Here is an 11,555-nt window from a genome sequence, read left to right on the forward strand (position 1 = left end):
ATGTTCAGAGAAAGTAGTGAGTTGAGCTACATCAACAGGATTTTCTTCGAGGAAATCGGCAAAACAGTTTTGGATAGACATAAAAAATCGGAAGCCTAGAAACAGGCTTCCGATTATCTCTCAGCAGAAGGATCGGTCAACCGATCCTTATCTGATCTACATTGCGCTTATATCGCGAGCTTTTTTGCACCCTCCGTAAGGCATTTCAGCCCATTCCTACAATGCCCGCTGGCTTTCTAAGCTATTGTTCAAAAATAAAAAATAAGCTTGTCTGCATGGTAACCAGTCGTGACATTTCGCTGACAAAACAAGATAAGAAATTCCTAGAATTTATCTCGGAGGCGATTTCTAATTGTCGTTTCCAGACACCATCGCAGAGCAGTGATCCTAGTTGCTCTGTTTGCCCCTTATAGTCCGCTTGACAGCCTTGGCCTATACGGGGCTTTTTAGAGATCTCTGTATGCTTGTTATGGCCACTTAATATTAGACAGAAACCTGTCTCAACTTGGCATGGTGAATGTCAGGAAGTAGCACAGAATTATCGCCTTGAACAACTAAATTTCTACTACGTTCTGTACTTGATAGTGATAGAATCTCCGCATCAAAACTATCGAGCAACTCTATGTTTATCCATCATGTAAACGGCATCGACTGGCTGGTGATTACAGCTTTTGAAGAACTGAAACCTATATTCATCGAAGACGCTGGTGCGATCCCCTCTTGTTTCTCTATCGACAGTGAATTGAGCCTGATTGATCAAGCCAAACGCACTTATGGATATTTGCCTGCACTCAACGGTGTAATCACGGATACTGGCACGTTTGAAAGCCAAGATAACGAAGAAGATTTGAACCCACAGCTAGCATGCTTAGTCGAGGGACGCGGGCGAGTGTTTATCTATCACGGCGGGTTTGTCGCTTTTGTGGATGATGAGCAAACCTTTATTACCCGAATGAACTGAAAATTATTCCACGAGAAAGGCAATGCTGCGGTGAACTAGCGAGCAGTATTGCTTGCAAGGAATGGGGCAAAAAAGAGTCAGCTTGATAGTCTGACTCTTTTGTATGAAGCCGGGGGTATTGCGAGAAAAGTGGTAGGTAGTTGAATCGGTTGAATCCGCTTATTACTGAGGCTGGTGGCCAGTCTTCTTTGCAAACTCCTGCATCGCTTCGGCAAACGTTGTGGTCCCGCCTTTCGCTTGAACCTGTATCACCTTGTACCCCATCTTTTCCAACGCTTGGCGTTCTGCCAAAACCGCTTTGTCATCTTGCTGACTGCCCTTTGCAGGTTGATGAAGGTAACACCCTTCTAGTTGACCATCTTCGACCAGCTGGTGGTGTTTCAGTGCATTAATATCAAAATTCATGGTAATTCTTTAAATCAAAAATAGGGAGTTTCTGTGGCAGGTTACATGCGCTTTAAAGGCTTAACAACACTGTCCAAGCCTTCAATTTTAAGTGCGAGGCAGAGCTTTAGCAGTTCGCCTAGCTCCCCTTCCGGAAAACCTTTTTTATCGAACCAGAGTAGGTATTCTTCTGGAAGATCAATAAGAACACGCCCAGCGTATTTGCCAAACGGCATTTGCATTCGAGCGAGTTTAATAAGGTTTTCTTTTTCTAACATATACTACGGAGTCTGTTGGGATAAATCTTGGCTAAGAGTAACACCCAAGCGCTCGACCCACCAGTTAATTGCATCTTTAGCATCGTCTAAAGAGTCAATCATAGTCGAGAAGTCTTTGTTTCCTGCTTGACGATCAATCACGGCGAACAAAGGCGCATCACTCTCAGAATCGCTCACCAGTAACTCCACCGTCGCAGAACCTACATTAGTGTGCTCTCCTGTCGTGATTTTTGAGATGGTCGAGATCCCTAAACCAACTGGAAGAATGCTTGAGGTAACCGCAAGAAGAGGGTTAGGCGTTTCTACATTACTGACTGCAATGCTCAAGCGAAGTGTTTTTTCACCGGGTTGGTCGACAATCTTTTTGACCGGTGAGATGCGCGCTTTTAACTGCTCAACCATGTAAGTCGTCAATTCATTGATTTCTTCATCATCGAGCTCAGATTCTTGAACTACAACCATTACTCGGTCAATCACCACGCTATCGTATTCATCCATTTTCTCTTTCAATCGAGTAGCATCGCGCAAACCAACTCTGGCCCAAACAAGATCAACGCCACCCTCTGGTCCGGGACGAAAATCTTCATAACTGGTGAATTTCGTCGCACTGACGACGGGACCACCTGCACATCCACTCAAGATGAACCCCAGAGTTACAACAACCGTCGCCTTAAACAAGCGCTCAACCAATGACTTAAACATACCAACTCCTCAAACTTTGAGTATACAGTTTATCATTCCATATAAATTTGACCAGTATTTATTCACTTAATGGATATTTCGTTGAATCAAGGATTGAGATTCGCGAAGTATCATTTCATGTTAAAGTACGCCGCTTACTGGAAAGCATAACGAGAAAAATAATGAAATCACCTTGCCGCGCAGCCTGTAAAAACAACGGCGGAATCTGTTCTGGCTGTCACCGAACCATGGAAGAAATCGTGCAGTGGAAAGATAAGTCTGTTGCTCAACGAGACGCGATCATCGAGCAATTGGTTGGAAATGATTCAACCCACTCTTGCCCTGAATGTGGCACGAAGGCGCACTGCGATATTGCTGCGGGGAAAGAGACGTGCTGGTGCTTTGATATTGAGACCAGAGATCTACCAAAGCCAGAAGCGGGACAACTTTGTTTATGTCGTAAATGTTTGGAGGAAAAGCCAGTCACCTAGTTAGTCGTCCTTTGCTGACCGGCTTGTCATTGAAATCGAGACTATTAGCGCGCTATTTCTGCGCTAACGCTTGGGATTCAAACTTCACGCCATCCCAGCCTGTCACCATAAAGTTACGAATGTTTTGATGGTCGTTGTTCTCTGGGTGCGCCAGCACATCTTCACGGTAGAAACGACCAAAACACGCTAACGTTGCCTCTTTGCTTAAGTTATTCAGTTGACCAAAAGCGAAGATCTTGCACGAGCCGTTATTCTCACCCGCATTATTCTGCGTTTCACCATTCACAAAAGCCGCTGGCGTAAACGCGTAGTTTGCCTCAATCGCTGCCATTGTCGTTTCAAATTCGATTGTCTCAGGTGATGCCGCTAGCGCATCCAAAAATTCTTTAAGTTCCATTATTTCTAGTTCCTAGTGCCTTTTCATCTTAAGTATTCGACATACGTTCAGATTAAAACTGACACATTTGTTTCATCAAAAGCCAATATAAGAGTCATAAATCATAAATATATTCGGACCCTAACAACACATCAATCAATGCACTATTCCTCACTGTTGTAGTGAATGAATAGATATCTAATTTAGGTGCATTGAGCAACATTGTATCTGCTTAATAAGGAAATATCATGACCACCCCATTTAAGGCAATAGGCGTATTGGCATTATCTTCACTTGCCATCGCATGTTCATCTCAACCTGACGATTCTCTCTCTTCGTTTGCTGCCCAATGTAAAGCATCGGTAGCACCTGTTGCTGGGGAGACATCCATCCAAGGTTTGACCTTTATGGGGACGTCTATCGCTGACGCACCGTTCGATACATCGGCAGCAGAAATCGTTCAATATGATGCGTGTACTGACAAGCTTTACGTGGTCAACGCCCAAGCAAAGCGTGTCGATGTACTTTCTATGGATGACAACGGCGCACCAACGCAAACCGCATTCATCGATCTCAACAGCGCAGGCGTTGACATTGGTGCGGCAAACAGCGTTGCAGTCTTCAATGGTTTAGTCGCTGTTGCAATTGAAAACAGCAATAAGCAGACGAATGGCATTGTTGGCTTGTACCGCTCGGATGATTTGTCGCTGATCACCACCTTCCCTACTGGCGCACTGCCAGACATGGTCGGCTTCTCAAAAGACGGCAGATACATTGCGACAGCCAACGAAGGTGAGCCAAATGGTGACTACAGTGTCGATCCAGAGGGCAGCATCACATTGATCGACTTGAGCCAAGGCGTAAACCAAGCAGAAGTCACGCAGATTGGTTTCAATAAGTTTGATGGTGCACGTAAGTCTGAATTACCTGCTGATATTCGAATCTCTGGTCCAAATGCCACGGTGGCGCAAGATCTAGAACCGGAATACCTCACTTTTGCAGACAATGGAAAAATCTACGTTGCACTGCAAGAGAACAATGCAATGGCAATCGTAAACCCTGAGAGCAAATCGGTAGAGAAGATTGTGGGTCTGGGCGAGAAATCTTGGTCTGATTCAAAACTGGATGCTTCGAACAAAGACAAAATCATTGGCAACTTTAAGAGCTACCCTCAACTGGTTGGTCTGTACATGCCAGATACCCTCGACAGCTACTCGGTAGATGGCAAAACTTACATCCTCTCTGCCAACGAAGGGGACGGTCGTGAGTATGGCTTCAAAACAACACAAGCTCTATGTGACCAAGCGGGCTTCAAGTGGGATGAAGACGATTACCTCGGTACAGATGAATATACTTCTGAGCAAGGCACCTGTTTAAGCCATATTGACGAAGTGCGCGGTAAGAAGCTGAAAGTCGCAGCAGACCACCCGCTGGCAAAGGCACTAAAAGACAACAAACAACTCGCGCGTCTAAAAGTGATTAAGCCAGAACAAACGCTTTCTGCACAAGACAATGTTCAAACCTTTGGTGCGCGTTCGTTCTCTATTTGGGATGAAAACGGTGAGTTGGTTTTCGATAGTGGTGACGATTTCGCGACCATCGCATTAATGAATGAAGGTAAGAACTTCAACAGCACCAACGATAGCAATGACAGTGGCGATGACCGCAGCGATGACAAAGGCATTGAGCCAGAGGCGATTGAAGTAGCACAAATCAATGGTCGCCATTACGCGTTCATCGGCTTGGAGCGTCAAGGCGGTATCATGATTTATGACATCACAGACCCGAAGCAAGCACAGTTCCTGCATTACGTAAACCGTCGTGATTACAGCCAACCGGTTTGCACGAAAGTGGAAGATGGCGAATGCGCGAACGACACTTACAATCCAAAAGCAGGTGATTTGGCGCCAGAGTCAATCAACTACTTTGCTCGTAACGGACAACACTTTATCGCAGTAGGCAATGAAGTTTCAGGCACGACGTCTGTGTTTCGAATCGAGCTTTAATTCTCGAACTTCAAAACGATAAAACAAAAAGCGCCCTAACTTAAGTCCGGGCGCTTTTTATAACGCGTTAGCATTGTTTGGCATTGAGATTCCCGACTCGCTCCTTCGTCGCTCTCGAGAATGACGGAAGCTAGCCTAGCAAAGGCATCCTGCAGTTCCGAGTAACCCCACACTACCAACGTCATTCCGGAAGTGAGGAACGAGATGTCCGGAATCTCTCTTTAATCACTCGGCTTTACTCTTCAATAGCCAATGTGTCGCACTTCGAAGCACAGATAAAGTCGTTCTTATGAAGGCCTTTAATAGAATGGCTCCACCACGTGATGGTCACTTTGCCCCACTCCAGCAAGATTGATGGGTGATGGAATTCATCTTCTGCAAGCTCGGCAATCTTGTTGCTAAACGCCCACGCTTGCTTGAAGTTCTTAAACTTGTAGACCTTCTCAAGTTGCGGAATCTCATCTCTCTCAATGATCTGCCAATCAGATAATTGCAGCAGCAAAGACTGTTGTTCGTCTTTACTAAGTGCAATGGCATCGATACTACAAGCTTCGCATTTTTGTTCATTCAACATGAGCAGGTTCCTTTGGTTCAAAAAGTGGTGGAAGCAATCCGGCTTCAATCGCTAGATCGGCTTGTTTCAATAAATTCAGTTGGCTAATTTGGAAAAGCTGGGACAGATCTTCAATCACGTAGTATTTCGGCTGCATGATGTCGATTCGATAAGGGGTTCTTAGCACAGTTTGCAGGTCAAACTCGTCTCTAATCGCGATGTCGCTTTCCAATGAATAGATGGTTTCTCCCGGAGATGAAAGGATGCCGCCACCGTAGATCTTGGTTTTGTTACCCTCTTGAACCAAACCGAACTCGACTGTAAACCAATATAAACGCGCAAGGTACCCCCGCTGCTTTGGTGTCGCGGCTTGTCCAAGCTGTCCGTAGTGCTCGGTAAAGGCGGCAAAATCAGGGTTGGTGAGCATGGCACAATGACCAAAAATCTCATGGAAGAAATCTGGCTCTTGTAGGTAATCAAACTCTTCTCGCGTTCTCAAAAATGTCGCGACTGGGAAGCGTTTATTTCCAAGCAAATTGAAGAAACGATCAAAGTCGATCAATGCAGGTACTGGCTCCACTTGCCAGCCCGTTGTTTCCATCAAAACACGATTGATTTCGGGCAGCTGTGGCACGCGGTCATGTGGTAAATCGAGTAGCTTGAGTCCATGCAGATAAGCGCTACATGCACGGTCTTGAATCACGCTCATTTGTCTTGTTACCAAGTCGCGCCAAATGGCATCCTCTTCATGGCTCCATTCCACCCTTCCATCCTGATCGACGGGTTTTGAATGATACTGAGTCATCGCACATCTCCGTTAACAAATCCTTTACATTAAGCCTATCTACACTCTTTTGTCCTTCCAATCCCCTGACCATTTTCCACTCAAAATTTAGGTGTAACATTTTCTTTACATTAACGCCTAACACATTGATATACATAAGGAGCCAGTTTCTCCAACGAGTTTGACTTTATTTCTGGTTCACATCAGACTGAAAACGTTAAAACTTTGTTACAGAGGGAGCTATGCGCGAGAGCAACAAAGTCTGGCAGCCGACGGAAGATCGAATCGAGCAAGCCAATATCACGCAGTTTATCGAGCACATTAATCGACAAGGTTTCGAGCTCAAAAACTACTCTGATTTGCACCAATGGTCTTTGGCGCATAACGAGCAGTTTTGGAAAGAGGTTTGGCAGTTTTGCGACCTAATTGGCACGCAAGGCGATACCGTTAAAGCGCAAGGTGAAAGCCGTTGGCAATCACCAATGCAAAATCGAGATGCCGTGTGGTTCCCTCAAGCTCAAGTTAACTACGCAGAGAACCTGCTCAGTTTGGCAGAGCAACAAGCGGATGAGCTGGCGATTTGGTTTGAAAACGAACGCGGCGACAAACAGACTTACACATGGAAACAGCTTTGTGACGAGGTCTCGAGCGTTCAGCAATGGTTAGTCGAATGTGGCATCAAGCAAGGCGATGTGGTTGCAGGCTATTTACCACATATGCCACAAACCGTTATAGCAATGCTTGCTACCACCAGCTTAGGCGCGACTTGGACGTCTACCTCCCCAGATTTTGGCGTAGAAAGCGTTATTGAGCGCTTCGGGCAAGTGAAGCCAAAGGTTCTCTTCACCTGCGATGGTTATACCTTCAACGGCAAAACTTTCGATATGTCAGAGAAGAACCATCACATCGCAGATCATCTTGATGGACTGAAACAAGTATGCCAGATCGGTTACCTCAAACCGCATGTATTCGAATGCGATGTTTGTACTCACGATTGGCAAAACATCATTAATCAGTATTCCCCTGCTCCATTGCATTTCACTCGCGTGGAATTCAATAGCCCGCTGTTTGTGCTTTATTCGTCCGGCACAACTGGCAAACCGAAGTGCATCGTGCATTCTGTTGGTGGTACGATTCTCAATCATCTTAAAGAGCATCAACTTCATTCAGATATTCAGCCTAAAGATCGCGTCTTTTATTACACAACCTGTGGTTGGATGATGTGGAACTGGCACGTATCTGCTCTAGCGAGTGGCGCGTGCTTGGTGATTTTCGATGGTAGCCCGGTTTATCCAGCACCTAATGTGTTGTGGGATTTAGCTCAGCGCGCCGAGGTGAGTCTCTTTGGCACTGCCGCCAAGTATCTAGAAGCGATAGAAAAAGCCGGACTGTCACCCATCAAAGATCACTCACTCCCTAATTTAAGAACACTCTGCTCTACTGGATCTGTGCTTTATCCAGAACAGTTTGATTACGTGTATCAACACATCAAACAGGACTTGCACTTGGCTTCTATTTCTGGCGGAACAGACATCTGTGGCTGCTTTGTATTAGGCAACCCTATCTCGCCTGTTTATCGTGGTGAGTGTCAGTACGCTGGCTTGGGTATTGATGTTCAAGTGTTCGACTCACCGGGTCAAAGTGTCAATGAACAGCGCGGTGAGTTAGTCTGCGCCAATTCCTTGCCTAACTTCCCTGTCGGCTTTTGGGATGATACCGGCGAGCGTTACCACAACGCGTACTGGGACAAGTTCGATGATATCTGGCATCACGGTGATGATGTCGAACGCAGCACCAAAGGTGGGTTCGTTTTTTACGGTCGCAGCGATGCATTGTTGAACCCTGGCGGTGTACGCATCGGCACAGCGGAGATTTATCAGCAGGTAAACGCCATTGACGGTATCGTCGATTCTATCGCTGTAGGTAAAGAGGTCGATCGCAATGAGCAAATCTGGCTGTTTGTGCAGGCCGCTTCGGGTGTCACTTTAGATGACAGGTTAGTAGCAGAGATTAAGTCGCGCCTCAAAACGTCCTGCTCGCCAAGGCACGTGCCAAGCCAAATCTTCGCCATCAGCGACATCCCTAAAACACGCTCAGGAAAGTTGGTAGAACTTGCAGTCAAACAAGTCATAAATGGTAAGGAAGTTGAGAACTTAGGTGCGATTGCGAATCCGGACGTTTTAGAGGAAATTCGACAACTCACGTTTGTCTAGCAAATCAAAGGAAACAAAAAAGCGAGCTAAATAGCTCGCTTTTCTTATGTTCTTTATCGGAGATTAACGGCGACCTACGCCCATTAATACTGACATTGTGTGCCCGTCTGATGTGATTTCGAAGACCTTCTTCGTTTCTACCTCAGCAAAGCCTGCTTTGATAAGTGCATTCTCTGATTTCGCTAGAGTGAAGCCCTCTTTCGCTGAATCTGCAACCCAATCGAAGTGAACAAAATAGCCACCTTTATTGAGTAATGAATGCGAAATCTTTAATGCGGTTTCAAAATCATCAATGAATGCAAGCACAGAAGATGCCACTACAAGATCAAACTGATTACGAAACGCTGGATGTTGAGCAACCAAACCACGGGTTAACACATCCACTACCGGTTCAACGTTTACAAGTTCTTTCTTATCGAGCTCTTCGATCATAGCTTCGGACGCGTCCAATGCCACAATGTCTTTAGCGGATGGTGACAACAGCTGGCTTAACTGCCCAGTCCCACATCCAAAATCCAATACTTTAATGCCATCAAGCTGAGTAAGCTGTTGTAACTGTGCAAACACCGACTGAGCAAATTGTTCTGTTGCTGGGTTTGATTCCCAATTCTTTGCTAAGCCGTCCCAATCTTGTGCCATCGTGGCCTCCATGTTCACTTCTTGTAACCCCCATAGATTACCGCAAAACCGTTAAAACACCATAGACTTATCTGGCGAATCCGTGTTTTTTTCGATAATCTTTCTTACCATTAGAAAGTCAATTCCGACGTACTGCGCGTTATTACCATTTCACTTTAGGTCTCGTCTAATCATGAACTTAGCTCAAGTTGAAGCTTTTTGTACCATTGCCGAGTGTGGTTCCGTCTCAGAGGCGGCACGCCAATTAGACTGCAATCGAACCAAACTCAGCATGTCGATTAAGGCACTTGAAAAAGACTTAGATGTTGAGTTGTTCCTTCGCACGGGCAATCAACTCATGCTCTCTGAAGCAGGAAAGGCGATTTATAAAGATTGCGAAAACCTGCTTGTTACAGCTCAACGTATCAAGAAAACCTGCGCTCTAGTGTCTGATGGGTTCAACGCAGAAGTTTGGGTCGCACGTGATGACTCCCTTCCTGATGAATTATGGCAAGAGCTATCTCACACACTCAATAATCGCTTCCCCTCAACCACCTTCAACTTGATATTGGCTTCCAGTGGCGACCTTTCAAATTTAGTCAGTACACAACAAGTCGATTTTGCTTTTGGTGTAGACTACGAACGTGTTGACGACCCGCATATTGTCTACAATCCATTAGGCAAAATTCGAATGATGTCGGTCTGTGGCTTTGATCACCAACTGAGTAAAATGCGCCGCGTAACCGATGAAGACCTGCGTAACCAGATGCAAGCGTTGATGGTGTACTTGAATGAAAAAGACAACCCGGAACTCCACCCCTTTTCTACTCGATATATTGGTTTTTCCAGTTTTGACTACATGCTAAACACCATTTTGGAAGAAGACGCATGGGGTGTATTGCCAGAGCCTTTGATCCGACATTATTTGAGACATCAGAAACTTGCAGTGATCAAACACACCTATGGTTTGACGCAAGAGGACTACTGTATGTTTGTGCCAAACGGGCAAACAGAGCACCCTGCAATGAGTTGGCTGGCTGATAAATTAAGCGAGTATTTATTCGACTTCTAAACATATTTCACTGAGCGTCAAATATATTGACAGAAAGAAGTAAACATAAGTCACTGAATAATAAGAAAACCACCAAAGAACCATCTCATATCGATTAAATGTCACGCAGTTTTAATTTGCTTAAATTCGCCCAGAAGAGAACAATGTAAGGGTGTAGAAATAAAAGGCATATTTTATGTGTGACAGGACAAGCAAAAACGAAAACCGAATCTTAACCTTCTCAGCCCTTTTAGCTTCTGGGTTTGCAGTCGGTGGGATGGTACTTGGCTTGCTTGTTGGGTCGATCGTCATCGTATTTGACGGTGTTTATTCTCTGGTCAGTCTGCTGTTAACTTTATTGTCACTGGCAGCTTCTTACTACATCAGCAAGCCATCAAAATCTATTTTTCCTTTCGGCAAAGCTGTACTTGAACCTATCGTTATCGCTATCAAAGCAGCGGTTATTATAATTGTGGTTGCTTTCTCATTGTTCTCAGCGGTAACCGCGCTGATGTCAGGCGGCCGAGAGGTCGATGCTTCTATTGCAACTATCTTCGGTGTAGTTAACGTGGTTGGTTGTGGTTACGCTTGGTGGTTTATGACGAAGAAAAGTCGTCGCTTCTCGTCAGGTTTAATCGAAGCTGAGAAAAAACAATGGCAAATGGATACGCTTTTAAGTGTTGCTGTTACAGCAGGTTTTATCGCTGCTTGGTTAGTATCATTAACACCATACGCCCACTACGCCGTCTATGCAGACCCAATGATGATGCTATTGATGGGCTTCTATTTCCTTAAAGTACCATTTGATATGCTAGTTGGTGCCCTACGCGAACTGTTAATGATGACACCAAGCAAAGAGTTGTGTCAGAGCGTTGGTAAAGACGTTTCAGACATCGAAAAAGTGACTGAGCACCAATTGAAACTGGCTGGCGTTACTAAAGTTGGTCAAGAGCTACGAGTAAATGTGGACGTGCATGTGGATGACGACACACTAGAGCTTGATACGCTAGAGCACACTCGTAAGCAGCTTACTAAGCGACTATCGAAGCACAGATTCAAGCTTCAATTACAATTGAACGTCGCGTATTAGAGCACCACCAGAAATCATTAGAACTCAAAAGAAAAGCTCCCAATCTTGGGCAATGTAGTTCACTTAAGC

Annotated in this window: 13 protein-coding genes; 6 read left to right on the forward strand and 7 right to left on the reverse strand. The window is 45.2% G+C overall.

The window, feature by feature from the left end:
- Nucleotides 1-622: 622 nt before the first annotated feature.
- Nucleotides 623-961 carry a hypothetical protein gene (locus tag BCT11_RS02975; RefSeq protein ID WP_039976158.1) on the forward strand — a complete coding sequence of 113 codons (339 nt, stop codon included), beginning with the start codon at nt 623-625 and terminating at the stop codon, nt 959-961.
- A 162-nt stretch (nt 962-1,123) separates the two neighbouring features.
- Here the strand turns inward: BCT11_RS02975 and BCT11_RS02980 are convergent, their stop codons facing one another.
- The 3 genes from BCT11_RS02980 to BCT11_RS02990 are packed head-to-tail and all read right to left on the reverse strand — an operon-like array spanning nt 1,124 to nt 2,325.
- Nucleotides 1,124-1,366: a hypothetical protein gene (locus BCT11_RS02980; protein ID WP_020195304.1), complete on the reverse strand. Its 243-nt coding sequence runs from the start codon at nt 1,364-1,366 to the stop codon at nt 1,124-1,126.
- A 41-nt stretch (nt 1,367-1,407) separates the two neighbouring features.
- Nucleotides 1,408-1,623, reverse strand: a complete 216-nt coding sequence (locus BCT11_RS02985) for a DUF3820 family protein (RefSeq protein WP_005433583.1) — start codon at nt 1,621-1,623, stop codon at nt 1,408-1,410.
- 3 nt (nt 1,624-1,626) lie between these two features.
- Entirely contained in the window at nt 1,627-2,325 is a 699-nt protein-coding gene (locus BCT11_RS02990) for a DUF3313 domain-containing protein (protein ID WP_102387050.1), read from the reverse strand.
- 161 nt (nt 2,326-2,486) lie between these two features.
- Between BCT11_RS02990 and BCT11_RS02995 the strand changes: the two genes are divergently transcribed.
- Nucleotides 2,487-2,795, forward strand: a complete 309-nt coding sequence (locus tag BCT11_RS02995; RefSeq protein WP_102387051.1) for a cysteine-rich CWC family protein — start codon at nt 2,487-2,489, stop codon at nt 2,793-2,795.
- 52 nt (nt 2,796-2,847) lie between these two features.
- Here the strand turns inward: BCT11_RS02995 and BCT11_RS03000 are convergent, their stop codons facing one another.
- Nucleotides 2,848-3,192 (reverse strand): HopJ type III effector protein, encoded by a 345-nt coding sequence (locus BCT11_RS03000; RefSeq protein WP_039976149.1) that lies wholly within the window; start codon nt 3,190-3,192, stop codon nt 2,848-2,850.
- Between the two features lie 227 nt (nt 3,193-3,419).
- Here BCT11_RS03000 and BCT11_RS03010 point away from each other — a divergent pair, with 227 nt between their 5' ends.
- Nucleotides 3,420-5,177, forward strand: coding sequence for a choice-of-anchor I family protein (locus BCT11_RS03010; protein WP_198593902.1), 1,758 nt, complete (start codon nt 3,420-3,422; stop codon nt 5,175-5,177).
- Nucleotides 5,178-5,412: 235 nt separating this feature from the next.
- Here BCT11_RS03010 and BCT11_RS03015 read toward each other — a convergent pair whose 3' ends face one another.
- A complete protein-coding gene (locus tag BCT11_RS03015; RefSeq protein ID WP_102387052.1) occupies nt 5,413-5,751 on the reverse strand; it encodes a 4a-hydroxytetrahydrobiopterin dehydratase in 339 nt (112 codons plus the stop codon).
- On the reverse strand, nt 5,741-6,535 hold the full coding sequence (gene phhA, locus BCT11_RS03020; RefSeq protein ID WP_029789929.1) for a phenylalanine 4-monooxygenase: 795 nt from the start codon (nt 6,533-6,535) through the stop codon (nt 5,741-5,743). Before phhA ends, BCT11_RS03015 begins: the two co-directional genes overlap by 11 nt.
- A 221-nt stretch (nt 6,536-6,756) precedes the next feature.
- Between phhA and BCT11_RS03030 the strand changes: the two genes are divergently transcribed.
- Nucleotides 6,757-8,727: an acetoacetate--CoA ligase gene (locus BCT11_RS03030; RefSeq protein ID WP_102387053.1), complete on the forward strand. Its 1,971-nt coding sequence runs from the start codon at nt 6,757-6,759 to the stop codon at nt 8,725-8,727.
- A gap of 63 nt (nt 8,728-8,790) precedes the next feature.
- Here the strand turns inward: BCT11_RS03030 and BCT11_RS03035 are convergent, their stop codons facing one another.
- Nucleotides 8,791-9,366: a methyltransferase domain-containing protein gene (locus tag BCT11_RS03035; protein WP_042605292.1), complete on the reverse strand. Its 576-nt coding sequence runs from the start codon at nt 9,364-9,366 to the stop codon at nt 8,791-8,793.
- A 172-nt stretch (nt 9,367-9,538) separates the two neighbouring features.
- Here BCT11_RS03035 and BCT11_RS03040 point away from each other — a divergent pair, with 172 nt between their 5' ends.
- Nucleotides 9,539-10,417, forward strand: a complete 879-nt coding sequence (locus BCT11_RS03040) for a LysR family transcriptional regulator (RefSeq protein ID WP_038869630.1) — start codon at nt 9,539-9,541, stop codon at nt 10,415-10,417.
- A gap of 175 nt (nt 10,418-10,592) precedes the next feature.
- The gene (locus BCT11_RS03045; RefSeq protein ID WP_102387054.1) at nt 10,593-11,486 is read left to right on the forward strand and encodes a cation diffusion facilitator family transporter; all 894 of its coding nucleotides are present in this window, start codon (nt 10,593-10,595) and stop codon (nt 11,484-11,486) included.
- Nucleotides 11,487-11,555 lie beyond the last annotated feature (69 nt).

It is taken from the genome of Vibrio sp. 10N.222.52.B12, assembly GCF_002875385.1.
Lineage (GTDB): Bacteria > Pseudomonadota > Gammaproteobacteria > Enterobacterales > Vibrionaceae > Vibrio > Vibrio jasicida.

What these genes read in the sequence shown, in the direction of transcription:
- BCT11_RS02975 (WP_039976158.1), top strand. Translation starts at nt 623, where the DNA reads ATGTTTATCCATCATGTAAACGGCATCGACTGGCTGGTGATTACAGCT.
- BCT11_RS02980 (WP_020195304.1), bottom strand. Translation starts at nt 1,366, where the DNA reads ATGAATTTTGATATTAATGCACTGAAACACCACCAGCTGGTCGAAGAT.
- BCT11_RS02985 (WP_005433583.1), bottom strand. Translation starts at nt 1,623, where the DNA reads ATGTTAGAAAAAGAAAACCTTATTAAACTCGCTCGAATGCAAATGCCG.
- BCT11_RS02990 (WP_102387050.1), bottom strand. Translation starts at nt 2,325, where the DNA reads ATGTTTAAGTCATTGGTTGAGCGCTTGTTTAAGGCGACGGTTGTTGTA.
- BCT11_RS02995 (WP_102387051.1), top strand. Translation starts at nt 2,487, where the DNA reads ATGAAATCACCTTGCCGCGCAGCCTGTAAAAACAACGGCGGAATCTGT.
- BCT11_RS03000 (WP_039976149.1), bottom strand. Translation starts at nt 3,192, where the DNA reads ATGGAACTTAAAGAATTTTTGGATGCGCTAGCGGCATCACCTGAGACA.
- BCT11_RS03010 (WP_198593902.1), top strand. Translation starts at nt 3,420, where the DNA reads ATGACCACCCCATTTAAGGCAATAGGCGTATTGGCATTATCTTCACTT.
- BCT11_RS03015 (WP_102387052.1), bottom strand. Translation starts at nt 5,751, where the DNA reads ATGTTGAATGAACAAAAATGCGAAGCTTGTAGTATCGATGCCATTGCA.
- phhA (WP_029789929.1), bottom strand. Translation starts at nt 6,535, where the DNA reads ATGACTCAGTATCATTCAAAACCCGTCGATCAGGATGGAAGGGTGGAA.
- BCT11_RS03030 (WP_102387053.1), top strand. Translation starts at nt 6,757, where the DNA reads ATGCGCGAGAGCAACAAAGTCTGGCAGCCGACGGAAGATCGAATCGAG.
- BCT11_RS03035 (WP_042605292.1), bottom strand. Translation starts at nt 9,366, where the DNA reads ATGGCACAAGATTGGGACGGCTTAGCAAAGAATTGGGAATCAAACCCA.
- BCT11_RS03040 (WP_038869630.1), top strand. Translation starts at nt 9,539, where the DNA reads ATGAACTTAGCTCAAGTTGAAGCTTTTTGTACCATTGCCGAGTGTGGT.
- BCT11_RS03045 (WP_102387054.1), top strand. Translation starts at nt 10,593, where the DNA reads ATGTGTGACAGGACAAGCAAAAACGAAAACCGAATCTTAACCTTCTCA.